Here is a 24,278-nt window from a genome sequence, read left to right as displayed (position 1 = left end):
ATCTCCTACAGAAGAGCGCAATGGGGAATGCGACCGCACACCGGGTCTCAATCAAGACGATCGAGTGGATGCTCAGTAGGTCGCATCCCTGCCCGATACACCTATTTGCTGATCTGATCTCGAGAAGAGCGTACCATCGGTCCCGGTCGTATCGATCCAAGTCACATCATGGATGGAGACCCATAGGCGTCGTCGCAGAACAAGGGTGTCTGCGTGGGACCGGCAGTTCAGATGAGCGCACGACAACTTCGGCCCCGTACTACCGAGTCTCAGGGCGAGCCAGTCGGGTCAGTATGCTCGGGGAGACTGCTGGTGGCCGTCGCCAGTCCAGATCTACTCCGAAACGTTGGTTTCTCAGTACGCTTCAGCCGCCGGTGGCTATACTGATTCATTTTGGGGAACAACTCGTTTCGATCCTACTGTTCGTTGGGTCCCTCCTGTCTTTCTCACAGCCCCCGGCGCACTCACTATGCTAACGACAACTACTATCTCAGTCGGTAACTGGTGCTGCTGTTACCACCCCGTCCGGCGATTTGACACGGAACTGCCGCTGGCGACACAAGGTAGAGGGATTTACTGCTGCCGATGCTGCGGTAGATAGCTATCACCAAAGAGATGGGAGAATCCATAGAAACACCTCAGGCCGTTTTTTTTACAGTCAAAAAACGTTCGAACCGGCAACGGCGACTACCATTCGAGCGTCCTTCGTAAACTCAGGATCGTCTTCATGGGCGGCTGTGAGTTTGGAGCCCGTTACAACCCATCGGGGCCAGTAGCTTGTCATTTTCAAACGCGCCGTAGCGCTGTCCGACAACCTCATCAGAAAGATCTGAGTCTCGGAACAGTTTAATACATCTTGTCGCCAACCTCAATAATCAAGACACCGTGAGTGAGACGGACATATCGGGCGTGTCTCACACGAGAGGTTAGATATCGACAGGCAGTTCGAGGCGAATGCCTCAGGGCTTAATCTGGAGCAGTTTACGAGAGGTGTTGTCAAATTGTTGTCGGGTCGGCGTCGTTCAGATCGGCGTTCGTCTCCATTTTTCGGAGTTCTGTGACACACCGCTTGGCGACAAGCGGATAGACATCCGCAGGCGTGAACTCGAACTCAAGTCGCATGATTTCGGACCAGTGTTCGGCCCAAATGTCTTCGACGACGCGGGGATACAGATCTTCCACAAGATGGAGTCCGAACTCGTGACCCTCTTCGATAACCAGCGAGCGAACCGTCTTGCGGATCCGGGCGGATGTACAGTACATCGCGACGAGCCGTTCGGCACCCGTCTCTGCGTCATCCGGGTCTTGACCGAACTGTTCGCGATTCAACTCCTCGAACGCGTTGCGGACCACTTTCACGCGGCGGTCTTGGCTGTCGCTACGGGCGACGACGCCTTCCGCATGGATATCGCCGGCAAGAGACGACTGTGGAACGGTGTAGGTCTCTGGATCAAACTCGGTCGGCTTGGCGATGATCGTTGCGGGGACGAACGCGCGATCAGGCGACACGTTCTCGAATCGGATCCGGTCGAAGACGCCCCAAGCCGCCTCAGTCGAGAGAAATCCCTCGAAAGTCTCTGCGTACGGACTACCCGATAGCGTCATCGAGTCAATAGCCGCATACGGAAGGATATCGAAGCCGACGAGAGCAGGGAGATCGTGTTCGGTGTATCCGTAGTCTAGCGTCGAGTACACCAAATTCTCTTCGTACACGATGAGCGGACCACCGTGGTCGTCGTGGGCTCGGCGGATAGCGTCCGCGTCGATCCCGTCACGGAGACACCGGACAGCCCGGTGGAGTGCCCCGTCAATGTCCTCGAGATCGTCGCGATGAGATCCCCTGATCGAACGCCGCGTTCCGAAAACGAGACTCCCGTCTCCGTCGGCAGCGTTCACGACGGGATCGGGATACGATGACGCGTGACGCTCGTCATAGAGCGTGAAGAGGAACGAGCTCCCGTCGAACTTCTCGGGGACCACCAAGTCCTCGGCATCAAAGAACGACTCCGGGACGACAGGGTGATCGTATCGTGGGATCTTCGGATAGACTTTCATCGGTTAGTAGGAGATTGGTGTGAAAGGTCAGGTATCATCGTTCGTTGACCACTCAACACTCTCCCACGTTCGGACGGCGTTGCCGACGACTGTCTGAAAGTCATCGACTGGCGTGGTACGGACACTCGAGGGTATCGGACCGTAATCGTCCCAGTCCGCAGTGTAGCGGACGACCCTCGATCGGAGACGACCGTCTCCTGAGTCCAGATCGTACGTTTCGAAGATGTGGTGGACACCGAGCACCAGTACCTCCCCGAATTCGTCGTGTCGGTAAATCGTGTTTTCAGTGAGGTTCATGTGTGTTCGACGCGCTCATTCGAGTTCTACGTCCGGCCGGTCGATACCGTCTTCCAAGTCGGCGAGATCGCGTTCGAGTCGATCGATGTGCGTTTCGAGGTCTTCGACGCTCATCAGAGCGAGACGCAGGAACGCCTCATCCCGCTCCGGCATCAGCGGTAGACGACTTTCCGCGGATGGGACGCCGTCCGACTGCCGTGCGCGTTTGCGGACGAGTTCTTCGCGAGCGCTACGTAGTTCTCGACGGAGGTGTTCGTCGTCGTTCATGGATATCCACACACCAGAGTACAGCCCGCTACGGCCCCGAAAGGGCGGTCGCACGGACCGTTTCACCGAATGTGTGGCTTTTCGACCAACGCTTGAGCGATCATGTCAACTCTTTATGGAGATGATCATAAATGCTTTCTGTGGAATATCGCTCTCGTGTTTGCCGTCATATTTGGCTCACAAATTCCGAGACTATCCCAAGCTGTGAACGATGGTCCCCAATCTCGATGGGTAAGAAACGGTTAACCGCCGGCGTGAGAATGTCGGATGCGTGACTGGCGATCTCGCGTATCCCTCTGTCGAGCTCCTGGATATCCACGAACAAATCGTGACAGACGGCGATACTACGGAACCGGGAGTTCGATCAGAAGACGCGATTTCCTTCGCGTTGCAGTATGTCTCGGAGGGATTCTTTGGGGAGGTGCCAGAAACGATCCATGGCAAAGCGGTCCATCTGATGCGACTGCTCGTTGCAGAACATCCCTTCGTCGACGGAAACAAGCGAACAGCGCTTCGAACGGTGGTCGTTTTCTATATGCTGAACGAGTATACGTTCGACTACGGTGATGTACTTCGGAATCTCGCGCGCCGCTTCGCAACGGATGAAGCTGCAGTCGATACAGACACAGCAATCATCTACTTCCGAGCCTGCGGCCGGCGCAACTCATAAACGGACACACTGAGTATCCTTCAGTAGAGTAATGGCGTCCAGCACCGATCCTTCGACATCGGTCGACACCGAGGTCCGACAGCTGTGCGAGCGGTATCAGGCGGCTGAGAGCGATGCCGAACGCCGCGAGATCCTCTGGACATGGGAGAAGTCGACGGACGCCGCCACACAGAGATCTACGCAGCACTCGAAGACGAGTGATCAGGCCCCTCCACGCCCAATCATTATGCACGCGATAATATAGTGATCTCCAGAAGTATCTACACATATTTTCAGTAATCCTCCGAAAATCGGTTGATAGAACTGCTCTCCTCTAGCTGGCCACACAAAGAGTTCCAGATTCTACTATATTATCTCGATCATAATAGCTACTGGAAGAAACATTCGCTTGGTGTGGGCGAAACAGTCGCTCGCCGAAAGACGAATGACACGGCGTTGTCATCGTCGACTTCGGTTGATCCGAGCGGAGATTTTTCTCGATAGCGACGGAACACACTCTTGACCATGAGCGTGACCGCAGACGCGGTTCGAGAGGTCTGCACGGACGCGGTGTTCGAGCGCGGCGAGGGCTACCTCGCTGAGAGTCGCATCTCCGAGATCCACCGCGTCGACGACACCGTAACCGCCGTCGTGGTGGGCAGCCGCCAGTACGACGTCCACGTTGACCTCGCGGCCGACGAGTTCGATCCCTGGTGTGAGTGTCCGTACGATGGGCCGGGTGCGTGCAAGCACGTCGTCGCCGTGCTGCTTCGGTGTCTCGACGATGTCCCGCCGGACGAAGGTGACCGCCTCGACGCCGCGCTTGACGCCGCGGACGGCGACGATCTCCAGGTGTTTCTCCGCGACGTGGTGGCGACCGACGCCGCGCTCCGCGAGCAGTTTTTCGCCCGCTTCGGTGAGTCCTCAAGCCGGTCGGTCGACGAGTTGCGCGCCGCTATCGACCGGCGGTTCGAGGAGACGAACCCCGAGTACTACGTCGTCTTCGAGCCGATCGACTTCTCGGAGTGGTTCAACCTCGCGGCAGAGTACCGCGACCAGGGTCAGGACGCGGCGGCGGCCGTGGTTTACCGGGCGCTCGTCGAGTCGCTCGACGACAACATGGAGCGCGTCGACGGCGCGTACGACCACTTCTCACAGGCGTTTGCCCGAGCGCTCGACGGCTACGTCGAGTGCGCCGCGACCGCAGACCGAGAGGCCGACAGAGCTACAGATGATGTCACCTTCCTCGAAGAGCGGATGGAGTCGGGGACGCCATTTCTTGCCGATCAGTTCGAGCGGGCAGCGACCGAACTGCAAGAGGAACTGACAGCGGAATTCGATGGTCGTTTGTGAATACATTTGACCAGATAGATAGTTGAATTAGTGGAAAGGTTGACTACGTTAGAGACGTAACCATCGCACATGTCGACGGCCGTGAAAATGGACGATGAGGCAAAATCGAAACTCGAAGAGATTCAGGCGGAAATTCGGCTAAAAACCGGCAAGAAGGTAACACAACAAGAACTCCTGTCGGAGTTGATCGACACGGTCGTTGACTCCCGCTCCGAGTTCGTCGATTCGTTTCGCGATGGTACTCCGAAGTTGACTGAAGAAGAGATCGAACGGTTCAATCAAGGGCAGATCGCCTCGGGTGTCGAGACGGACGAAGACGATATCGACGAGATTCTGTACGGATGAGTGTCTTCGTCGACACTGGCGTGTTCTACGCACACCACGACACGGACGCCAGTCGCCATGACGTGGGATTTGAGGCACTGAACGATGTCCTCACCTCGACAAAATATGGCCACGTGATGACGAGCGACTACATCTATGACGAGGTAGTCACGCTCACGCATCGCCGAACCGGGGATATCGACGCCGCACTCGAAGTCGGACGACGCATTCGTGGAGACGGATATCCTTCCGCTATCGATCTTCTCCACACGTCGCGGTCACTGTTCGAGCGCGCTGTCACAGTACATCGGAGATACACCGAACACCAACTCAGTTTCACCGACGCGATGACGGTGGCACACGTAGAACACAACGATATCGACCGTGTGTTGAGCTTCGACGACGATTTTGACGGTATCATCGACCGTCTCACGCCCAAGACAGTCCTCAGCAATCGAGGGTGACATCTTTGCCCGACGTTCACCACACAGATCGTCCCCGAGAGGCGACTGGCAGATAACGGACGAAAGACGAGTTGCTGTCTGTTGTGGCTTCGACGACGAACCAGGAACAGACGAAACGAGGGGTATCCTCACGATATCGGACGGTGTGGGGGCGGCGGTTTTGTGGTACTCGTACACCCTCGCCGCACCATCGTGAGTGGGTTTCGTCCGCGTGTTCTCGACCTGCGACCTGACAAGAATGCGGTCCTACTCCACCGTCACGCTCTTCGCCAGATTCCGCGGCTTGTCGATCGCCCGCCCTTTCTCGTTCGCCACGTGGTACGCGAACAGCTGCAGGTAGACGTTCGCTGCCAGCGGCTCGACGATGCCCACGTCGGGCACGTCGAACGACACGTCGAGCGTGTCGTACTCCTCGCCCGCTGACACACAGCCCAGCGCCGGCGCCCCGCGGGTCTGCGCCTCGGTGACGTTGTTCATCGTCTCGTCGGCGCGCGCACCCTCCGTTAACACCGCCAACACGGGCGTGTCGGGCGTCACTAGCGCCAACGGACCGTGTTTCAGCTCGCCGGCCGCGAACCCCTCGGCGTGGTCGTACGAGATCTCCTTGAGCTTCAGTGCGCCCTCTAACGCGACGGGCACGCCCAGCGCGCGCCCGACGAAGAAGAACGCCTCGCTGTCTTGGTACTCGCGGGCGGCCTCCCGGACCTGGTTCTCCTCGTCGAGCACCTGTTGGACGGCGCCGGGGAGCCCCTGTAGATCCTTCAGTACCGACCGCGCGTCGGCGGCCGAGAGCGCCCCGCGATCGCGTCCCACGGCCACCGCGAGCATCGCGAGCGTCGCCACCTGCGAGGCGAACGTCTTCGTCGCCGCCACGCCGATCTCCGGGCCGGCCCTGATGAACGCCGTCCCGTCCACTTCGCGCGTCACCGTGCTCCCCAGGGTGTTCGTCACGGCGAACGTCCGCGCACCCGCGGCGTTCGCGCGCCGGATCGCGCCGAGCGTGTCGGCGGTCTCGCCGCTCTGGGTGACGGCCACCACGAGCGTCCGGTCGGGCGTGCGGCCCGCGCCGAACTCGTACTCGCTGGCAATTTCGACGGTCGCACGCACGCCGGCGAGTTCCTCGAACAGCTGCGCGGCGTATCGCCCCGCGTAGTAGGAGGTGCCGCAGGCGACGATCCGGATCTCCTCTAAGTCCGCGAGAAAGCCCGGCGGGAACGACACGTCGAGGTCGACGTCGCCGCCGTCGACGTCCAGCCGCCCGGCGAGCGTCTGTCGGAGCGCGCTCGGCTGTTCGTGGATCTCCTTTCGCATGTAGTGTTCGTAGCCGCCCTTCTCGGCCGCGTCGGCCTCCCACGTCACCGTCTCGATCGTACGCTCGACGGGTTCGCCGTCGGCGAAGATCTCCACGCCGTCCGGCGAGAGCGCTGCCACGTCGCCGTCTTCCAGGTAGGTCACGTCGCGGGTGTGTTCCAGGAACGCCGTCACGTCGCTGGCGACGAACGAGGCGTCCTCGCCGCGGCCCAACACGATCGGGCTCCCGCGGCGCGCGACGACGATCCGGTCGTCGCCCTCGCGGACCGCGCAGATCGCGTAGCTCCCCTCCAACCGGTCCTCGACGCGGTGGACCGCGGCGAGCAGGTCGTCGTCGCCATCATCAGCGGCCAACGCCTCCTCGATCAGGTGCGGGATGACCTCGGTGTCGGTGTCGCTGGTGAACTCGTGGTCGGACAGCTCCGCTTTGAGCGCCTCGTAGTTCTCGACGATCCCGTTGTGGACGACGGCCACGTCGCCGGCGCAGTCCGTGTGCGGGTGCGCGTTCGCGTCCGTCGGCGGGCCGTGCGTGCTCCAGCGCGTGTGGCCGACGCCGAGCGTCGCGTCGGGTACGTCCGGCACCGACAGCGCGTCGACCTCGCCCGACCGCTTCGCCACGGTGAGCCCGCTCGTCGGCCCCGCGAGCGCGACGCCCGCGGAGTCGTAGCCGCGGTACTCCAGGTTCTTGAGCCCGCGGTGGACGATCTCGCCGACGCTGCCGGGCGCGTCCGCCGCCCGGTCGCTCGCGGCGCCGCCGTCGCCTGCGTGTATCTCGCCGATGTAGCCGATGATCCCACACATGATTACCCCCTCCTGACGACGGCACCTGACTCGACGCGCCCGTCGATCACGACGCCGGCGTCGGCCCGCACGTCGTCGCCGACCACGGCGCCGTCGGTGAGCGTCGCCCCGCCGCCGATCGTCGCGTTGTCGCCCACGACGCCGCCGAGCGTCACGTCGCGGTGAACCGCGTCGCCGACGACGACCGTCGAGGCGCCGCCGACGACCGTCGCGTTCGGCCCGATCCGCGCGTTTCCGGCGACAACGGCGTCCCGCACGACCGCCCCCGGCCCGATGACGGCGTCGGGGAGGACCACGCTGTTCTCGACGACCGCGTTGGCCGCCACCGTGACGTTGCTGGCGATCGCCGTCGCCCCGCTCAGCGTGGCGTTGGGCCCGACGCGGACGTTCCCGGCGAGCACCACGTCGTCGGCGATCGTCACGCGCTCACCGACCCGCCGTCCCGCCGCGGGGGCGTCGCGGGCGTGGTCGCTGTCGTGGATCAGCGCCGCGTTGACCGTGAGCACGTCCCAGAGGTTCGACACGTCGAGCCACCGGCCGTCGTAGCTCACGCCGGTGACCGCGCCCCGCTCGGCCAACTCGTTCAGCGTCGCCGTGATGGCGAGCTCTCCGGGCGTGTTCGTCGATCGGATCGCGTCGAAGATCGCCGGCGAGAAGCCGTAGACGCCGGCGTTGATGCGGTTGGTGTCCACCGCGCCCTCGGGCTTTTCGTCGATCTCCGTGACGCGGTCGCCGTCGATCCGGGCGACGCCGTAGTCGCGCGGCGACTCCACGGCGGTCACGGTCACCAGCGGCGCGTCGCCGTCGCGGAGGCGGTCGCGCACGGCGGAGACGGCCTCGGCGTCGACGATGCGGTCGCCGTTGAGCACCACGAAGGGGCCGTCGACGGCCGACTCGGCCTGCAGGACGGCGTGGCCGGTGCCGAGCTGCGTCGACTGCTCGACGTACTCGATCGTCACGCCCCAGTCGTCGCCGTCGCGGAAGTGGTTCCGGATGCGCTCCTGTTTATACCCGACGACGAGGACGATGCGGTCGATCCCCGCCGCGGCCACGGCCTCGATCACGTGTTCGAGCAGCGGGCGGTTCGCGACGGGTACCATCGGCTTCGGCCGCCGGTTCGTCAGCGGCTCCAAGCGACGCCCCTCGCCTGCGGCGAGGATGACCGCCGTTCCTGACTCATCAGCCATACGCCATCCGTCGCCCGCCCCGATGTTAAATCGCACGTGCCCCCGACGGCCCGCAACCGAGCGACGGACAGACAATATAAAGTAGATCTGAGTTGAACGGTTACCGTGACGAAAGCGGCCGTCATCGCCGACGACGACGAGACGATCCGGTCGATCCTCCAGTATAAGCTGTCGAACGCGGGGTTCGAGGTCACCGCGTGCCACGACGGCGAGGAGGGGAGAGCGGCGCTGAACGACCCCGGCGTTGACCCGGACATCGTCATCCTCGACGTGATGATGCCGCGACTGAAGGGCACCCAACTGCTTCGCACCGTGCGCCGCGGCGAGCTCGCGGTCGACCCCGACGTTCCGATCGTCATGCTCACCTCGCGCGGACAGGAGTCTGACGTGCTCGAAGGGCTCGAATCCGGCGCGAACGAGTATCTCACGAAGCCGTTCAGCCCGAACGAACTCCTCGTCCGGATCGAGCGACTGATCGGGAGCTAACCGTGGTTCCGGACCCGTTGTCGGCGTCGGGCGGCGAACTCCCCCTGCTCACCCTCCGAGCGGCCCCCCTCCAGACGGTCGCCGTCCCGCCGGCAGCGCTCGCGATCGCGGTCGTCGTGCTGGGATCGCTGCTCGTCGCGGTGGTGATCGTGACCGTCGGCTACTCGCTGCGCGCGGCCCGCCGCCGCCGGCGCCGAAGGCCGATCCGCGCGGATCTCCGCCCCGAACTGCTCGACCGGCTCTACGGCCGCGACGAGCCGGGTTGGTCCGAGTGGGTCGGCGAACTGTCGGCCGCGGAGCGCGACGAGCTCGAGTCGCTGCTCGACGTGTACCTCCGCGAGCTCGACGGGCGCGACGCCGACCGCTTGGCCGGCCTCGGCGTCGCGCTCGGCATCGACGAGCGGGCCCGACGCGAGGTCGCCGACGGCGACTACTGGGACCGGATCCACGCGCTCGTCTGGCTCGCGCTGCTGCGCGACGCGCCGGACCGCTCGCTGCTCGAAACGCACTGTCGCGGGACGCCCCGCGAGCGCGCGGCCGCCGCCCGCGTCCTCTACGCGGCGGAGGTACCCGACCTCGCGACGACCGGAATCGACCTGCTGTTGGAGGCCGAGCCGCGGTCGTTCTCGGTGTTCGGGATCGACACGCTGTACCGCGTCAGCGAGAGCGATCCCGCGCCGCTGTTCGATCGGGCCGCGGCCGACTTCGAGACGTGGGAGCCCGCGCTCCAACAGCAGGTGCTCCTCGTGACGCGGCACCTCCACACGGTCGTCGGGGGAGCCGACCTCTCGTGGGTGATCGGCGCGCTGTCTGCCCCGGAGCCCCGCGTCCGAGCGGCGGCGTGGCGCGCGCTCGACGCGTACGGCTGGAACCGCGGGCTCCGCGACGACATCGGGATCGACCCGGCCGCCGACGAGCCCGTGCCGTCGGTGCGGGCGAGCGCCTACCGAACGCTCGGGGCGTGGGGCGACGCCGAGGCGGTCACCGCGCTGCGCACCGCGGCCGCGTCGGAGCCCGACGACCGCGCTCGGGTGGCGCTGGCCGAGGCGCTGTTCCCGCACCGAGGCCCGAACGATCGCGTTTCCGCGCGCCGCGACGCGGACGGGCCCGCCGACCCGTTCGACGTGGCGTGGCGGTGGACGAGCGAACACGCCCGGTTCGACGGCGTGGCTCGCGACATCTCCAGGCGACAGCCGGAGGGAGCGCGCCGATGACCCGGCGGGGGGGCTTCGCGTGACGACGCTCGAATCGATCGGCACGACGCTTGTCGTCGGGTCGGGCGCGCTGATCGTCACGTACTATCTGCTGATCAACGTCGGCTACCTGCTGATCCACGTCTTCGCGCTGTTCGAGCTCCGCGACAACGTCCGCGACTCGGCGTGGACGCCCTCGTTCCGCCCGTTCGACAGCCCCTTCTATCCGGGCGTCGCGATGGTCGTGCCGGCGTACAACGAGGCGGCGACGATCGTCGAGAGCGTCCAGTCGATGCTCTCGCTCAACTACCCCGACCAAGAGATCGTGGTGGTCAACGACGGGTCGACGGACGCCACCGTCGAGCGCCTCCGCGAGGCGTACGACCTCGAACCGATAGACGCCGAGGTCCCCTACGACGTGCCGTCGGAGCCGATCCGCGCCGTGTACCGCTCGCGGAGCCACGAGGACCTGCTCGTCGTCGACAAGGAGAACGGGGGGAAAAGCGACGCGCTCAACGCCGGGATCTGGCTCACGGATCAGCGGCTGTTCTGCGCCGTCGACGCCGACACCGTCCTCGACCGCAACGCGCTGTTGCAGGTCGTCAAGCCGTTCCTCGAGGAGCCGGAGCGCGCGGTCGCCAGCGGCGGCACCATCCGCGTCGCGAACGACTGCGTGGTCGAGGACGGCGAGGTCCAGGAGATCAATCTCCCAAAGACCGGGCTCCCCGGCGTGCAGGTCATGGAGTACCTCCGGGCGTTCTACTCGGGGCGGCTCGGCTTCAACCGCCTCAAGGGGCTGATCCTCATCTCCGGCGCCTTCGGCGTGTTCCGGACCGATCGCGTCCGCGAGATCGGCGGCTACCGACACGACACGATCACCGAGGACTTCGACGTGGTCGTCCGGCTGCACGAGTACCTCTCGGACGAGGATATCGACTACAGCGTCGAGTTCATCCCAGAGCCCGTCGCGTGGACCGAGGTCCCGGACAACCTGCGGACCCTCGGCCGCCAGCGACGGCGGTGGTACCGCGGGATGATGGAGACGATCGTCACGAGCCGGCGGATGTTCTTCCGCCGGGCGTACGGTCGGATCGGGACCGTCATCCTCCCATTTTTCACCGCCGCTGAGGCGCTCGGCCCCCTCATCGAGGGGTTCGGCTACGTGTTGTTGCCGGTCGCCTGGTACCTCGGGATCCTGGACATCAGCTTCTTCCTGACGTTCCTGCTGTTGACCGTCGGCGTCGGAGTCTTCCTCTCGTGGTTCGGGGTGTTCAGCGAGGTGTGGAGCTACAACCGGTACGAGTCGCCGTGGGACGTGCTCCGCCTCCTCTGGTACGGCGTGTTAGAGAACTTCGGCTACCGCCAGTGGAAGACGATCATCGCGTGGCACGGGCTGATCGAGTACCTGCGCGGCGACCAGTCGTGGGGCGTGATGGAGCGGCGGGGCTTCGGGTCGGATTCGGACGCGACAGCGACTGCGGCGACGGCGGCGACCGCAGCGACAGCCACGACAGCGGAGAGCGCGCCGCCGGCACCCGACGCGTCGGCCGCGACCGACGAGACCGAAACCGACGAGACCGAAACCGACGAGACCGCGGATCACGGCGGCTTCGTGTGGATCGACTGGCTCGTCGAAGCGGCCGACACCGACGGCGTTCGGTGGCTCGACCGCATCGCCGGCGACGGGACGCCGGGACGGTTCGTCTCGGTCACCGACTCGACCGTCGGCGTCGGGGACGGCGGATTCGTCTGGACGCGGACGTTCGCCGAGGGCGTGGGTGACGGCGGGTTCGTCTGGACGACCGACCCCGCGGACGGCGCGGGAGACGGCGGGTTCGTGCTCGCGCCCGCCGCCGACGGCGCGCTCCGGCTCGTCTCGACCGGGGACTTCTCCCAGGGGCTCGGCGACGGCGGGTTCGTCTGGACGACCGACCCCTCCGTCGGCGCCGGTGACGGGGGGTTCGTCTGGACGCGGGAGTTCGAAGACGGGGCGGGAGACGCCGGCTTCGTGTGGCTGACCGAGGCGGTCGACGGCGGCGGACCCTCGTCGGGACGCCCCGCTTAGTCGCCTAACGCCTGATGGACCGGTTCGGCGGTGTTGACGTCGGTCACCTCGAACCGGGTTCCGTCCGCCGAGCTCGTGACCGAGAGGTTCCAGCCGTGACCGGAGACGACCCGCAGGACGACCAGTAGCCCGAGCCCGAACGACTTCACGTTCTCCGTGTCGGCCTCGCCGAGCGCGCTCTCGACCGCGGGCGGGAGCCCCGGTCCGTCGTCCGCGACGGCGAAGCCGTGTTCGTCACCGGTCACGGTCACCGAGACGCTCGGGCCGCCGTGCTCGACGCTGTTGCGGAACAGGTTCTCGAGGAGCCGCTGGAGGCGCATCTCGTCGGCGACGACGGTCGTCTCCGGCTCGATGTCGACGGTCAGCGTGGCGTTCCGCGTCTGGACGGTGTCCCACGCCTGCCGGACGAGCGGTTCGAGCGCGACCGGCCTTCGCTCGCCCACGTCGGATCCCTCCTTCGCGAGGATCAGACACTCCGCGATCATCGACTCCATCCGGTCCAGCGAGCTTCGGACGCGGCCGAGGAACTCCGCGACCTGTCCGGAGACCTCCTCCTGTGCGAGTTCGGTGAAGCCGATCGCACCCGAGAGCGGGTTCCGGAGGTCGTGGGCGACGATCCCGGCGAACTCGTCGAGCCGGTCGTTCTGCTCGCGGAGCTCGGCGTAGTGTTTCTGGCGTTCGAGCTCCGCGCTCACCCACTCCGCAAGCACCGTGATGAAGTCTCGCTCGGCGTCGGTGATCGGGTCGTCACGCGGCTGCTCGTCCGAGAAACACAGCGTCCCGTACGTCTCGCCGTCGATTGCCACCTCCGCGCCGATGTAGCAGGTGAGCCCCGTCGTGTCGAGCGCGATGTCGTCGCGGTACTCGGTCTCGGTCGCGTCCGCGAAGGCGAGCGTCTCCCCCGTGTTCACGACGTGACGACACCACGTCCCGTCGAGGTCGACGACGCCTTCCCGCGCGTACGGACCGCTCGTGATGTTCGTCTCGACCACCTCGTAGCGCCCCTCGCCGGTATACGAGAGCACGCCGTTGTCGACGCCGAGGTACTCACGTCCGATGTCGATCGCTCGGCGGAGCCGTTCCTCGGCCGAGAGATCGGTCGCGGTCAGCTGTAGCAGACTCTTGAACGGATCGGGGCGGGCCGTTTCGGATGACATAGATGGAGGGCCAGCGATTATCCCTCGTTCGCACGGGCGGCTGATAAAACCGCCATTTCGACCCGGACAGCGCCCCGACGGCGAGATCGAATTGACGGGGCGATCGTTGAGGTAGGGTTATCCGTCTCTGCCCGCACTGTCCGGTGTGCGCAGACGCCGATTCCTGGGCCGCGTGGGCGTCGCCGGAGCGGTCGGCACCGCCGGCTGCGGCTTCCGCGGGGGCGACACGACCGGGAACGGGCGACGGGACACGGGCGACGCCCCGTCCCGCCGCTTCCGGGTGCGCGACGACGGGTTCGAGGTCGCCGTCGACGGCGGCGGCTTCGACCCGCTCTCGGTCCGCGGGGTGAACCTCGGGATGGCCAAACCCGGGCGCTTCCCGGGCGAGGCGGCGATCACCCGCGCCGAGTACGACCGCTGGCTCGGGATGATGGGCGAGCTGAACGTCAACGTCGTCCGCGTGTACACCGTCCACCCGCCCGGGTTCTACCGGGCGCTCGCGGCGTACAACCGGTCGCACGCGGAGCCCATCTACGTCCTCCACGGCAACTGGATCGGCGAGGAGACCCTCCGCGAGGCCGGCGACGCCTCATCGCTGTCGGACGCCTTCGACCGCTCGATGCGACAGGTCGTCGACGCCGTCCACGGCGCGACGACGATCGAACCCGAGCCCGGCTACGCGAGCGGGACGTACGACGCGGACGTGAGCGACGCCGTCCTCGGGTACGTCGCCGGCATCGAGTGGCCCCCGGCGGTGGTCCGAGAGACGAACCGCGCGACCGACGCGACCGGCCACGACGGCGAGTACCTCACCGCGCCGGACGCCCCGCCGTTCGAAGCGTGGCTCGCGGCCCGCCTCGACGACGCGGTCGCGTACGAGGCGCGCGAGTACGGCGCCCAGCGCCCGGCCGCGTTCACCAACTGGGTGACCACCGACCCGCTCGATCACCCCTACGAGCCGTTCGTCGACGAGGACTCGGTCTCCGTCGACCCCGACGCGATCGCCGCGACCGACGCGTACGACGCCGGGACGTTCGCGGCGTACCACGTCTACCCGTACTACCCGCCGCTGTTGAACGAGACGCCGGCGTACGCCGAGTACGTCGACCACCGCGGCGAACCGAACAGCTACGCCGGGTACCTGAACGACCTCGTGGGCGTGACCGACCACCCGCTCCTCGTCGCGGAGTTCGGCATCCCCTCCTCGCGCGGGATCGCCCAGCGAGACGTCCACGGCCGCGATCAGGGTCGCCACACCGAGACCGAGCAGGGAGAGATCCTCGCCGCGATGTACGCGGACATCCGCGAGGCGGACACCGCCGGGGGGATCGTCTTCAGCTGGCACGACGAGTGGTTCAAGCGCACCTGGAACCTCGCACCCTTCTCGGACCCGAACCGCCGGCCGTACTGGTCGAACGTCCAGACGCCCGAACAGCGGTTCGGGCTGCTCTCCTTCGACCCGGCGGGCGCCGTCCCCCTCGACGGGTCGCCCGAGGCGTGGGCGGACGCGACCGCCGCGACCCCCGAGCGCGACCCCGTCCGGATCGGTGACGGCGCGGACGCGAGCCGCGAGCTGACGGGGCTCCGCGTCACGAGCGACGCCGCCTCCCTCTCGATCAGGGTCGAACTCGCCGATCTCGACGGGGGCGTCGACTGGTCGGAGACGAACTACCTCCTCGCGCTCGGCCTCACGGACCCCGACGACAGGGTCCTCCCGTACGGCGTCGACGCGAGCGCGCCGGCGGACTTCGTCGTGCGGCTCGGGGGTCCCGAGGCCTCCCGCGTCACCGTCTTCCCCCGCTACGACGCGTTCGCGTACGAGTACGGAGCCGGGGCCGGACTCGATCTCGACGCCTATCGCGACCCGGAACCGGGCGCGTTCACGCCGCTCCGGATGGTCATCAACCGCGGCTACACCGTCCCGGAGACGGGCGAACGCGTCCCGTTCGAGTCGGTGGAGACCGGCCGGCTCCGCTACGGCAACGGCAACCCGGAGTCGCCCGAGTTCGACTCGCTCGCCGACGTTCACGTCTCGCCGTCGACCGACGCGATCGAGCTCCGGCTCCCGTGGCAACTGCTCAACGTCGCCGACCCGAGCCGCCGGCGGCGGCTGGGCGACTTCTGGACGGAGGGGATCGACGCGTACGAGACGTTCGAGGCGATCGGCGTCGCCGCGGCCTCGTACGCCCCCGACGACGCAGGGGGGACGGCGGCCCAACTCGACGCCGAGACCAACTTCACGCACGCGATACCCGGCGTTGAGGGGAGTCGACTCCGGCCCCTCCAGTTCGCGCCACCGACGTGGGACCAGCCGGGATACACGGAGCGGCTCAAAGAGTCGGGCCGGATCGTCGGCGACGCGTTCGGGCGCTACGCGAACCGAGAGTGACGCGGTCGACGCCGACCTACTCCGACAGCCGATCGCGGGTGACGGACTCGCCGAGGCCGGTCGTCTCGCCGGCGCCCAGTTTGACGCCCGCGTTCAACGAGGTGTTGATCCCGGTCTTCGCGCCGTCGCCGACGATCGCGCCGAGCTTCCGGCGGCCGGTGTCGACGCGGTCGCCTTTCACCGTGAGTCGCACGTTCTCGCCGTCGTGCCGCAGGTTCGCGACGTTCGTCCCGGCGCCGAAGTTGACGCCGGCGCCTAACACCGAGTCGCCGACGTACGAGAGGTGTCCGACCGACGCGTCGGCCATCAGCACCGAGTTCTTCACCTCGACCGAGTGGCCAACGTGGGCGTCCGGCCCCACCACGGTCGGCCCACGGATATAGGCGTTCGGCCCCACGTCGGCGCCATCGCGGATCAGCGCGGGGCCCTCGACGTACGCCCCGGAGCGCACTCGGGCCCCGTCCTCGACGACGACCGCTCCGTGGAGGTGAACATCCTCTTCGACGGTGCCGGCGGTTTCGACCCCCTCGTCCAACGCCGCGAGCGCCAGCTCGTTGGCCTCCAACAGCTCCCACGGGCGGCCGACGTCGAGCCACGTCCCCTCGTAGGGCGCCACGTCGATCCGATGGCCGTCGTCGAGCAGGAGCTCGATCGTCGTCGTGATCTCGTACTCGCCGCGCTCGCTCTCCGGGGTCCGGTCGATGTACTCGAACACCGCCGGCTCGAACGCGTAGCACCCGACGTTCGCGAGGGTCGTCGGCGGGTCGTCGGGCTTCTCGACGATCCCCGCGAGCGACCCGTCGTCGGCGGTCGACAGCACGCCGTACGCCCGCGGGTCGGCGACCTCCGTCGCCGCGACCGCAGTCCCCTCCGCGTCGGCGAGCGCCCGGGGGAGCGACGCGTCCACGACCACGTCGCCGTTGAGCACGAGGAAGTCGTCGTCGACGACGGGCTCGGCCTGCGCGATGGCGTGGGCCGTCCCCAGCGCCTCCGCCTGCTCGACGTAGTGGATCGGTCGATCGCGGTACGACTCGCCGAGCGCGTCGCGGATCTCCTCGCCGCGGTAGCCGGTTACGACGACGAACTCGTCGACGACGTCGGCGGCGGTGTCGAACACCTGTTCGAGCAGCGATCGGTCGCCGACCGGCAGGAGCGGTTTCGGGCAACGGTCCGTCAGCGGTCGCATGCGGGTCCCGCGGCCGGCCGCGAGCACGACTCCGTACATGCTCGGAGCCGACGGCGGGACGGGGTTTATCGGCTGTGGTCGGCGCCCTCGCCCGGCGAGGCGGCGCGGCGCTCGCCGTGTCCAACGACCGGACCTCGGGACACCTGCGTCGACGCGACGGCCACATCCACGACTGCGTCGACCTAGACGCCCCGCCGTCGCCGTATGGGGCGGTCGATCACCGCCGAAACCGACACGATAATCCCGCCGCCGTGGCCACACACGCCCATGCACGACAAGCGCGTCCTCGTGACGGGCGGCGCGGGGTTCATCGGCTCGAACCTGGCGAACCGTCTCGCGGCCGACAACGACGTGATCGCGGTCGACGACACCTACCTCGGCACGCCCGAGAACCTCGCCGACGAGGTCGAGTTCGTCGAGGCCTCCGTGCTCGACGACGACTTCCCCGCCGACGTCGACGTCGTCTTCCACCTCGCCGCGCTCTCCTCGCGGAACATGCACGAGGAGAACCCTCAGCGCGGCTGTCGCGTCAACGTCGAGGGGTTCGTCAACACGGTCGAGCGCGCCCGCCGAGAGGGGTGCGAGACGGTCGTCTACGCCTCCACCTCCTCGATCTACGGGAGTCGCACCGAGCCGTCGCCCGTGGATATGGACGTGGAGGCCCACACCGCCTACGAGGCCTCCAAGCTCGCGCGCGAGCGCTACGCCGAGTACTACGCCAACCACCACGAGATGGCGATGGCCGGGCTCCGCTTCTTCTCGGTGTATCAGGGGTTCGGCGGCAACGAGGAGCATAAGGGTGAGTACGCGAACACGGTCGCGCAGTTCGCGGACGCCATCGCTCACGGCGAGGCGCCCAAGCTGTTCGGCGACGGGAGCCAGACGCGCGACTTCACGCACGTCTCGGACGTGGCCCGTGCCTGCGAACTCGCCGCCGACCACGAGCTCACGGGCGTCTACAACGTCGGCACCGAGGAGGCGTACACGTTCAACGAGATGGTCGCGCTGATCAACGACGCGCTCGGCACCGACATCGAGCCGGAGTACGTCGAGTGCCCCTTCGACGGCTACGTCCACGACACGATGGCCGACTACTCCGCCTTCCACGAGGCCACCGGCTGGGCCCCCGAGATCAGCTTCGAGGAGGGCGTCGAGATGGTGTGCGAGCCGTACCGGTAGCGGCGACGCGAGCGGGCGAGAACTGCCTCCGTCGAGACGGGCGCGTCGCGGGTCGCGACCGAGCTAATGCCCCTCGACCGCGCTACCGGCCGCGATGAGGAACCCGGTGATCGCGGTGATCAGCGCCACCGTCCCGATCGCGATAGCGCCGATCCGGAACGTGTCGCCGGAGAGGCGCTCGGCGATGAGAAACAGGAAGACGGTCGTGACAAAGCCGATGAGCACGAGCGTTCGTCCGAAGCGGCCGGCGTCGATCCCGGCTTCGCTAGACACGATCGAGAATCTCCTTGAGGACTCCCTGGTACTCGTCTTCGGTGGCGGCGTTCCCGAGCGAGTGGATCGACTGACAGATCCACAGCCCGGCGGTGAAGTTGATGAACGCCGCCATCGAGACGGTGCCGATCTGTCCCTCGACGAACAGTCCTGTGACGACCGCTCCGACGAATCCCGCCGCCATGAGGGCGTGGGTGACGAGCGATCGGGTGCCAAAGTCGGCGAGCTGTAACGACAGACGGGTTCCTACGGCCATACGATCCGTTGCGGCTGCCAGTGTAAAGAGGTAGCGCGTCACAAGGACTTATTGTGTCGGCTTCGGCGGTATCCGGGGTGCGACGATGCGTACCCCCGCCGGTTTACGCGGTCAGCTCTTACACGGTCACGAATGCCGAACGCCGACCGGACACACGACATCGTGGTGTGGGGCGCGACGGGCGTCGCCGGGCGCTTCGTGGCCGAGTACCTCACCGAGCGGTACGCCCCGGACGACCTCTCGATCGCCGTCGGCGGGCGAAACCGAGAACGGCTCGACGCGCTCGCCACCGACCTCACCGCCCGCAGCGACGCGTGGGACGACGTGCCCGTCGTCGTAGGCGACGCGACCGACCCAGAGAGCCTCCGCGCGATCGCCCGCGACACGCGGGTCGTCTGCACGACGGTCGGTCCGTACACGACGTACGGGACGCCATTGGTCGAGGCCTGCGTCGAGACCGGCACCGACTACTGCGACCTCACCGGCGAGGTGAACTGGGTCCGCGAGATCATCGACCGCTTCCACGACGCGGCAGTCGACGCCGACGCCCGGATCGTCCACAGCTGCGGGTTCGACTCCGTGCCCGCGGACCTCGGCACGCTGCTCGCGCAGTCGTTCGCCGCGGAGACGTTCGGCGCGCCCTGTCAGACGGTTCGGATCTACCTCGAAGGCGGGAGCGGGAGCGTCAGCGGGGGGACGATGGCGAGCTTCGGCGAGCTGTTCGAGGCGGCCGACACCGACCCGCTGGCTCGTCAAGCCCTCCGGAACCCGTACTCGCTGGCCCCGCCCGGCGAGCGGAGCGGCGTCGACCCCGGCGAGCAGCGCCGCCCGCGGAGAGACGCCCTGCGCTCGGCGTGGACCGCCCCCTCGCCGATGGCGGCGGTGAACGAACGGGTGGTGCGCCGCAGCAACGCGCTGCTCGCGTACCCGTGGGGTCGCGAGTTCCGCTGCACGGAGGTCGTGCCGACCGGGAACGGAGTCGCCGGGGCGGCCACGGCCGGCCTCGTCGCCGCCGGGCTCGGCGCGTTTACGGCCGCCATGTCCGTCGCGCCGCTGCGCTCGGCGATCCGTCGGTACGCCTTCCCGGACCCGGGCGAGGGACCGACGAGGGAAGAGGCCGACGCCGGGCACTTCCTGATCCGCGTGCTCGGGCAGGGGGTGGCCGCGGACGGGCCGTCCACCGTCGAGGCCGAATTCGGTGCCGACCGCGACCCGGGCTACGGCGCGACGGCGCGGATGCTCGGCGAGTCGGCCGTCTGTCTGGCGACCGGCGACGTCGACTCACCGCTCGACGGCGGCGTGTTGACGCCCGCGTCGGGGATCGGGCTGCCGCTCGCGGATCGGCTCCGCGAGGTCGGCTTCACCGCGTCCGCGAGCGACGCGGGCCGTGACTGAGCCGACCGGCGGGCGGGACGAGCGCAGAAAGCGACTCGATCGGCGAACTCGGTCGCCGACGAATTACATGTAGCCGAGGTCGCGCAGGCGCTCCATCAGGTCCTCCTTGTCCTGGGCACGGCCGGCGCGCTCGGTCGTATCTTCGAGGTTCTGGAGCCACGCGGGCTCCTCGGTCGTCTTCTCGGTGCTGACCTCGCTGCCGAGCGAGCGGAACCCGGCGAAGTACTTCGGCGAGATCGGGATGTCCTCCTGCGTGACGCCCTCGGGCAGGTCGTCGTCGGCCTGCGGGACGTACCCCTCGTCGGGGAACGCCTCGACGGTGTCGGGGACGACGTAGTTCCAGAAGGCGTCCCACACGTCGGCCTCCGCGAACTGCAGGATGGGCTGGATGCGGTCGTGCGGCGGGAACAGGTCGGGGTCGTGCCGCGGCGAGAAGAACGTCTCGTCGGCGCGCGCCTCCTGCTCGTCCCAGCGAACGCCCGAGATCACGCCGTCGATGTCGTGGGCTTCGAGGGCGTTGTTGAGCGCGACCGTCTTCAGGAGGTGGTTCCCGACGTAGGTGTCCAAGAGGAACGGGAACGTGTCCTCCTCGAACTCGAGGATGTCGCGGATGTGGTGCTGGTTCTGTTCGTTCAGCTCGGCGACCGGGATGTCGTCGCCGGGCTCGAGGCCGTGTTCCTCGACGTACGCGCCGACGTCCTCGTTGCGGGCGTACACCAGTTCGATGTCCCACTCGTCGGCCCACCGCTCGACGAAGTCGGTGATGTCGTCGAAGTGCTGGAAGTGGTCGATGAACACCGCGGTCGGCTTCTCGTAGCCGAACTTCTCGGCCACCTGGTTGATGAAGTACAGCGTCAGCGTGGAGTCCTTCCCGCCGGTCCACATCACGGCCGGGTTGTCGTACTCCTCGAGCCCCCGCCGCGTGACCTCGATCGCCTTCTCGATCTTGTGTTGCAGCGACGGGTAGTCCGCCGGATCCTCGCCCTCGCCGTCGGCGTAGTCGACGTCGACGCTCGCCGGGAAGTCGTCGGTCATACGCCGGATATGTCTCCGCGGAAGGGAATAGGCCTTCTGAATCGGTTCGGCTTGCCAAGACACCCGGATAGCGGCGGCACTCGCCAGAACACAAGGGATTTGTCGACTCGAGGTCACCTCTCGTCCATGGGCTTGTTCGATCGGCTGCGCGGCGGCGACGACGAGCGCGTGGTCTTCCTCGGCATCGACGGCGTACCGTACGACCTCGTGCAGGATCACCCCGACGTCTTCGAGAACCTGACCGACATCGCCGAGTCGGGCTCGGCGGGGCGGTTGGAGAGCATCGTGCCGCCCGAGTCGAGCGCGTGTTGGCCGAGCCTCACGACCGGCGTGAACCCCGGCGAGACGGGCGTCTACGGCTTTCAAGACCGCGATATCGGCTCGTACGAGACGTACGTCCCGATGGGGAAACACGTGTCGGCGACGCGGCTGTGGGACCGCATCACCGACGACGGCCGCGACGCCACCGTGCTCAACGTCCCCGTCACGTTCCCGCCGTCGAGCCGGATCCAGCGGCAGGTGTCCGGGTTCCTCTCGCCCTCGCTCGACGCCGCCGCGAGCGACGACGCGGTCCGGCAGGTCCTCGAGGACCGCGACTACAAAATCGACGTGAACGCGAAGCTCGGCCACGACGACGACAAGACCGAGTTCGTCGAGAACGCGCACGCGACGCTCGACGCCCGCTACGACGTGTTCACCCACTACCTCGCGGAGGACGACTGGGACCTCTTCTTCGGCGTCTTCATGAGCACCGACCGGGTGAACCACTTCCTGTTCGGCGACTACGCGAACGACGGGGAGTACAAAGCCGAGTTCCTCGACTTCTACCGGAGCCTCGACGCGTACATCGGCGAGATCCGCGACGGACTCGACGACGACACGACGCTGATCGTCGCCTCCGACCACGGGTTCACCGAACTGAAGTGGGAGGTGAACTGCAACCAGTTCCTCGCCGACGAGGGATGGCTCTCGTACGACGGCGACGACCACGACTCGCTCACCGATATCGACGACGAGACTCGGGCGTACTCGCTCATCCCCGGCCGCTTCTACCTCAACCTGGAGGGCCGCGAGCCGGAGGGCGTCGTCCCCGAGTCCGAGTACGAGCAGACGCGTGAGGAGCTCATCGCGGACCTCGAATCGCTCACCGGCCCGGACGGCCGGCAGGTGTGCAGGCGGATCGTGAAAGGCGAGACCGTCTTCGACGGCGACCACGACGAGATCGCGCCCGACCTCGTCGTCATCCCCGCCGACGGCTTCGACCTGAAGTCCGGCTTCTCCGGGAAGGAGGCCGTCTTCACCGAGGGGCCGCGCAACGGCATGCACAAGTTCGAGAACTCGCTCCTGTACTCGACCGACGCCGACCTCGACGTCGCGGGCTCGAACCTCTTCGACGTGACGCCGACGATCCTCGATCTACTGGGCGTCGATCACGACGAGGACGAGTTCGACGGCGCAAGCCTCCTGAACGCGTAGTCCGCCGTCCCGCGTCGCCGATTCACTATTTAAAACAGGTTTTTTAAACGTCGATCTCACTCGACCAGGGATCGACCTCGACCAGGGATCGACCTCGACCCGGGATCGACCTCGACCCCGTAGTCCGCCGCGGTCCCGCTCCATTCAGCTAATATTCCGGTAGAACGCGACCGAGTACGTCGCGTAGAACGCCCCGGCGATCCCGGTCAAGAGGACGTAGCCGATCGCGACCGCGGCGACGATCGCCGGGGTCGGCTCGATCGCGATGAGGTCCGCGAACGGGGAGCCGGGGGGCTGCTGGGGACCGAAGACGATCGACCCGGCCGCGGCCAACACTCCCACTAGCAGGCCGCCGATCGTGAGCAGAAGCGTGTAGCCGAGCGTGCTGAGGAGGTTCGATCGGACGAGCCCCGCGCTGCGGCGGAACCCGTCGACGAGTTCGGTGTCGTCGAGGACGACGGCGTGGGCGTAAAACTGGAGGAAGAAGGTGACGAGGAGGTACGCCAGAACCAGTCCGACCGCGACGATGCCGACGAGAATCAGTAGCGTCGGGTCGAAGCCGGCGGCCGGCGCGTCGACGGCCGCGGCGCCGTCACCGCCCATCCCGGCGACCGACCCGCCGATGACCACGATGAGCACGCCCATGAACGCGACGAACCCGAACACCATGTTCACCGCGAGCAGGGCGAAGTAGCCCAAGAGCAGCGGGACGTAGTTCGCCTTCCCGACCGCGATCAGCGTCCCGAGACGCGTCTTCCCCGCGGTCGCCTCGTCGGCCATGCCGAGCAGCCCGCCTTGGTAAAAGGGCAGGACGACGATCATCACGCCGAACGTGACGAGCGAAATCGCCGCCGCGAGCACCGGCCTGGTCGACTCAACGAGCAGATTCGGGAGCTGAAAGAGCCCGTACACCGCCGTGACGAGTACGAGTATCGGGTTGCGAACGATGCCACTGACTGCCGGGCGGAGGGATTGGAGGGCTGCCATAGCCGAACGTCTCTCTCGGGGTATATAAATCCAGATGACAGAAATAGAGAAAACCGCCTACCAGGTGAGCCCCTCGTAGGTGAGCCCCTCGCGGCGCTCGATCACCCGGCGGCCGTCGATCACGACCGGCTCCGCCATCGCGTCGAACGCGTCGTCGAGCGCCGCGAACTCGTCCCAGTCGGTGACGACGAGCGCCGCGCTCGCCCCGTCGAGTGCGTCGGGGGCCGCGTCCGCGTACGCCACGTCGGGGAACCGCTCGCGCATGTTCTCGGTCGCGACGGGATCGTAGCCGACGACCTCGGCGCCCCGCTCTCGAAGCCCCTCGATGATCGGGATCGCGCGCGAGTTCCGGATGTCGTCGGTTCCGGGCTTGAACGCGAGCCCGAGGACCGCGACGCGATCGCCGGCGACGTCGACGTGCGAGTCGAGCAGTTCGAGCATGCGCTCCGGTTGGCCGTCGTTCACCGCGACCGCGGCGTCGAGGAGCGCGGGC

At 66.7% G+C, this 24,278-nt stretch carries 23 protein-coding genes; 11 read left to right on the top strand and 12 right to left on the bottom strand.

Features of this window, described 5'->3' with window-relative positions:
* Window positions 1-996: 996 nt before the first annotated feature.
* The 3 genes from DJ69_RS07680 to DJ69_RS07670 are packed head-to-tail and all read right to left on the bottom strand — an operon-like array spanning window position 997 to window position 2,619.
* Window positions 997-2,055, bottom strand: coding sequence for a hypothetical protein (locus DJ69_RS07680; protein WP_099255085.1), 1,059 nt, complete (start codon window positions 2,053-2,055; stop codon window positions 997-999).
* Window positions 2,056-2,082: 27 nt separating this feature from the next.
* Window positions 2,083-2,352 (bottom strand): hypothetical protein, encoded by a 270-nt coding sequence (locus DJ69_RS07675; RefSeq protein WP_099255084.1) that lies wholly within the window; start codon window positions 2,350-2,352, stop codon window positions 2,083-2,085.
* A 15-nt stretch (window positions 2,353-2,367) separates the two neighbouring features.
* Complete coding sequence (locus tag DJ69_RS07670) at window positions 2,368-2,619, bottom strand: hypothetical protein (RefSeq protein ID WP_099255083.1); 252 nt, start codon at window positions 2,617-2,619, stop codon at window positions 2,368-2,370.
* Between the two features lie 271 nt (window positions 2,620-2,890).
* Here DJ69_RS07670 and DJ69_RS07665 point away from each other — a divergent pair, with 271 nt between their 5' ends.
* From DJ69_RS07665 to DJ69_RS07650, 4 genes are all read left to right on the top strand, one after another.
* Window positions 2,891-3,289, top strand: coding sequence for a type II toxin-antitoxin system death-on-curing family toxin (locus DJ69_RS07665; protein WP_099255082.1), 399 nt, complete (start codon window positions 2,891-2,893; stop codon window positions 3,287-3,289).
* Window positions 3,290-3,793: 504 nt separating this feature from the next.
* Window positions 3,794-4,621: an SWIM zinc finger family protein gene (locus DJ69_RS07660; protein WP_099255081.1), complete on the top strand. Its 828-nt coding sequence runs from the start codon at window positions 3,794-3,796 to the stop codon at window positions 4,619-4,621.
* A gap of 69 nt (window positions 4,622-4,690) precedes the next feature.
* Window positions 4,691-4,966, top strand: a complete 276-nt coding sequence (locus DJ69_RS07655) for a hypothetical protein (RefSeq protein WP_099255080.1) — start codon at window positions 4,691-4,693, stop codon at window positions 4,964-4,966.
* The gene (locus tag DJ69_RS07650; protein WP_099255079.1) at window positions 4,963-5,409 is read left to right on the top strand and encodes a type II toxin-antitoxin system VapC family toxin; all 447 of its coding nucleotides are present in this window, start codon (window positions 4,963-4,965) and stop codon (window positions 5,407-5,409) included. Before DJ69_RS07655 ends, DJ69_RS07650 begins: the two co-directional genes overlap by 4 nt.
* Window positions 5,410-5,655: 246 nt before the next feature.
* On the opposite strand, the gene glmS is transcribed toward DJ69_RS07650, so the two are convergent.
* Together glmS and DJ69_RS07640 are read right to left on the bottom strand one after the other, a co-directional pair.
* Window positions 5,656-7,521, bottom strand: coding sequence for a glutamine--fructose-6-phosphate transaminase (isomerizing) (glmS, locus tag DJ69_RS07645; RefSeq protein WP_099255078.1), 1,866 nt, complete (start codon window positions 7,519-7,521; stop codon window positions 5,656-5,658).
* A 2-nt stretch (window positions 7,522-7,523) separates the two neighbouring features.
* Window positions 7,524-8,708, bottom strand: a complete 1,185-nt coding sequence (locus DJ69_RS07640) for a sugar phosphate nucleotidyltransferase (protein WP_099255077.1) — start codon at window positions 8,706-8,708, stop codon at window positions 7,524-7,526.
* 105 nt (window positions 8,709-8,813) lie between these two features.
* Here DJ69_RS07640 and DJ69_RS07635 point away from each other — a divergent pair, with 105 nt between their 5' ends.
* The 3 genes from DJ69_RS07635 to DJ69_RS07625 are packed head-to-tail and all read left to right on the top strand — an operon-like array spanning window position 8,814 to window position 12,452.
* The gene (locus DJ69_RS07635) at window positions 8,814-9,194 is read left to right on the top strand and encodes a response regulator transcription factor (RefSeq protein WP_099255076.1); all 381 of its coding nucleotides are present in this window, start codon (window positions 8,814-8,816) and stop codon (window positions 9,192-9,194) included.
* 2 nt (window positions 9,195-9,196) lie between these two features.
* Window positions 9,197-10,408 (top strand): HEAT repeat domain-containing protein, encoded by a 1,212-nt coding sequence (locus DJ69_RS07630; RefSeq protein ID WP_245851562.1) that lies wholly within the window; start codon window positions 9,197-9,199, stop codon window positions 10,406-10,408.
* A 19-nt stretch (window positions 10,409-10,427) separates the two neighbouring features.
* Window positions 10,428-12,452: a glycosyltransferase family 2 protein gene (locus tag DJ69_RS07625; protein ID WP_099255075.1), complete on the top strand. Its 2,025-nt coding sequence runs from the start codon at window positions 10,428-10,430 to the stop codon at window positions 12,450-12,452.
* Here DJ69_RS07625 and DJ69_RS07620 read toward each other — a convergent pair.
* Window positions 12,449-13,609: a sensor histidine kinase gene (locus DJ69_RS07620; RefSeq protein ID WP_180271750.1), complete on the bottom strand. Its 1,161-nt coding sequence runs from the start codon at window positions 13,607-13,609 to the stop codon at window positions 12,449-12,451. The two genes, DJ69_RS07625 and DJ69_RS07620, sit on opposite strands and share 4 nt — an antisense overlap.
* Before the next feature lie 145 nt (window positions 13,610-13,754).
* On the opposite strand from DJ69_RS07620, the gene DJ69_RS07615 reads away from it, so the two are divergent.
* Window positions 13,755-15,998, top strand: coding sequence for a hypothetical protein (locus DJ69_RS07615; RefSeq protein WP_180271749.1), 2,244 nt, complete (start codon window positions 13,755-13,757; stop codon window positions 15,996-15,998).
* A 16-nt stretch (window positions 15,999-16,014) separates the two neighbouring features.
* Here the strand turns inward: DJ69_RS07615 and glmU are convergent, their stop codons facing one another.
* Window positions 16,015-17,223, bottom strand: a complete 1,209-nt coding sequence (glmU, locus tag DJ69_RS07610; RefSeq protein WP_099255073.1) for a bifunctional sugar-1-phosphate nucleotidylyltransferase/acetyltransferase — start codon at window positions 17,221-17,223, stop codon at window positions 16,015-16,017.
* A 228-nt stretch (window positions 17,224-17,451) separates the two neighbouring features.
* On the opposite strand from glmU, the gene DJ69_RS07605 reads away from it, so the two are divergent.
* Window positions 17,452-18,363 (top strand): NAD-dependent epimerase/dehydratase family protein, encoded by a 912-nt coding sequence (locus tag DJ69_RS07605; RefSeq protein WP_099255072.1) that lies wholly within the window; start codon window positions 17,452-17,454, stop codon window positions 18,361-18,363.
* A 63-nt stretch (window positions 18,364-18,426) separates the two neighbouring features.
* On the opposite strand, the gene DJ69_RS07600 is transcribed toward DJ69_RS07605, so the two are convergent.
* Together DJ69_RS07600 and DJ69_RS07595 are read right to left on the bottom strand one after the other, a co-directional pair.
* Window positions 18,427-18,636, bottom strand: a complete 210-nt coding sequence (locus DJ69_RS07600; RefSeq protein ID WP_099255071.1) for a hypothetical protein — start codon at window positions 18,634-18,636, stop codon at window positions 18,427-18,429.
* Complete coding sequence (locus DJ69_RS07595; protein WP_099255070.1) at window positions 18,629-18,892, bottom strand: hypothetical protein; 264 nt, start codon at window positions 18,890-18,892, stop codon at window positions 18,629-18,631. The genes DJ69_RS07600 and DJ69_RS07595 overlap by 8 nt, the downstream gene beginning before the upstream one ends.
* A gap of 132 nt (window positions 18,893-19,024) precedes the next feature.
* Here DJ69_RS07595 and DJ69_RS07590 point away from each other — a divergent pair, with 132 nt between their 5' ends.
* Window positions 19,025-20,287, top strand: a complete 1,263-nt coding sequence (locus DJ69_RS07590) for a saccharopine dehydrogenase family protein (RefSeq protein WP_099255069.1) — start codon at window positions 19,025-19,027, stop codon at window positions 20,285-20,287.
* Between the two features lie 63 nt (window positions 20,288-20,350).
* Here DJ69_RS07590 and DJ69_RS07585 read toward each other — a convergent pair whose 3' ends face one another.
* The gene (locus tag DJ69_RS07585) at window positions 20,351-21,322 is read right to left on the bottom strand and encodes a phosphoadenosine phosphosulfate reductase family protein (protein ID WP_099255068.1); all 972 of its coding nucleotides are present in this window, start codon (window positions 21,320-21,322) and stop codon (window positions 20,351-20,353) included.
* Window positions 21,323-21,448: 126 nt separating this feature from the next.
* On the opposite strand from DJ69_RS07585, the gene DJ69_RS07580 reads away from it, so the two are divergent.
* Window positions 21,449-22,798, top strand: a complete 1,350-nt coding sequence (locus DJ69_RS07580) for an alkaline phosphatase family protein (protein ID WP_099255067.1) — start codon at window positions 21,449-21,451, stop codon at window positions 22,796-22,798.
* 144 nt (window positions 22,799-22,942) lie between these two features.
* Here the strand turns inward: DJ69_RS07580 and DJ69_RS07575 are convergent, their stop codons facing one another.
* On the bottom strand, window positions 22,943-23,785 hold the full coding sequence (locus DJ69_RS07575; RefSeq protein WP_099255066.1) for a DUF7847 domain-containing protein: 843 nt from the start codon (window positions 23,783-23,785) through the stop codon (window positions 22,943-22,945).
* Window positions 23,786-23,842: 57 nt separating this feature from the next.
* The coding region (locus DJ69_RS07570; RefSeq protein ID WP_144050399.1) for a UDP binding domain-containing protein at window positions 23,843-24,278 on the bottom strand (436 nt) is incomplete at its 5' end.

Source organism: Halorubrum persicum (assembly GCF_002727125.1).
Classification (GTDB): Archaea; Halobacteriota; Halobacteria; order Halobacteriales; family Haloferacaceae; genus Halorubrum; species Halorubrum persicum.
This window is presented reverse-complemented; position numbering and strand designations above follow the sequence as displayed.

Excerpts from the sequence above, each read along its gene's own strand:
- DJ69_RS07585 (WP_099255068.1), bottom strand. The coding sequence starts at position 21,322 with ATGACCGACGACTTCCCGGCGAGCGTCGACGTCGACTACGCCGACGGC.
- DJ69_RS07640 (WP_099255077.1), bottom strand. The coding sequence starts at position 8,708 with ATGGCTGATGAGTCAGGAACGGCGGTCATCCTCGCCGCAGGCGAGGGG.
- DJ69_RS07670 (WP_099255083.1), bottom strand. The coding sequence starts at position 2,619 with ATGAACGACGACGAACACCTCCGTCGAGAACTACGTAGCGCTCGCGAA.
- DJ69_RS07580 (WP_099255067.1), top strand. The coding sequence starts at position 21,449 with ATGGGCTTGTTCGATCGGCTGCGCGGCGGCGACGACGAGCGCGTGGTC.
- DJ69_RS07575 (WP_099255066.1), bottom strand. The coding sequence starts at position 23,785 with ATGGCAGCCCTCCAATCCCTCCGCCCGGCAGTCAGTGGCATCGTTCGC.
- DJ69_RS07620 (WP_180271750.1), bottom strand. The coding sequence starts at position 13,609 with ATGTCATCCGAAACGGCCCGCCCCGATCCGTTCAAGAGTCTGCTACAG.
- DJ69_RS07590 (WP_099255069.1), top strand. The coding sequence starts at position 19,025 with ATGCCGAACGCCGACCGGACACACGACATCGTGGTGTGGGGCGCGACG.
- DJ69_RS07605 (WP_099255072.1), top strand. The coding sequence starts at position 17,452 with ATGCACGACAAGCGCGTCCTCGTGACGGGCGGCGCGGGGTTCATCGGC.
- DJ69_RS07595 (WP_099255070.1), bottom strand. The coding sequence starts at position 18,892 with ATGGCCGTAGGAACCCGTCTGTCGTTACAGCTCGCCGACTTTGGCACC.
- DJ69_RS07650 (WP_099255079.1), top strand. The coding sequence starts at position 4,963 with ATGAGTGTCTTCGTCGACACTGGCGTGTTCTACGCACACCACGACACG.
- DJ69_RS07655 (WP_099255080.1), top strand. The coding sequence starts at position 4,691 with ATGTCGACGGCCGTGAAAATGGACGATGAGGCAAAATCGAAACTCGAA.
- DJ69_RS07660 (WP_099255081.1), top strand. The coding sequence starts at position 3,794 with ATGAGCGTGACCGCAGACGCGGTTCGAGAGGTCTGCACGGACGCGGTG.
- DJ69_RS07680 (WP_099255085.1), bottom strand. The coding sequence starts at position 2,055 with ATGAAAGTCTATCCGAAGATCCCACGATACGATCACCCTGTCGTCCCG.
- glmU (WP_099255073.1), bottom strand. The coding sequence starts at position 17,223 with ATGTACGGAGTCGTGCTCGCGGCCGGCCGCGGGACCCGCATGCGACCG.
- glmS (WP_099255078.1), bottom strand. The coding sequence starts at position 7,521 with ATGTGTGGGATCATCGGCTACATCGGCGAGATACACGCAGGCGACGGC.
- DJ69_RS07675 (WP_099255084.1), bottom strand. The coding sequence starts at position 2,352 with ATGAACCTCACTGAAAACACGATTTACCGACACGACGAATTCGGGGAG.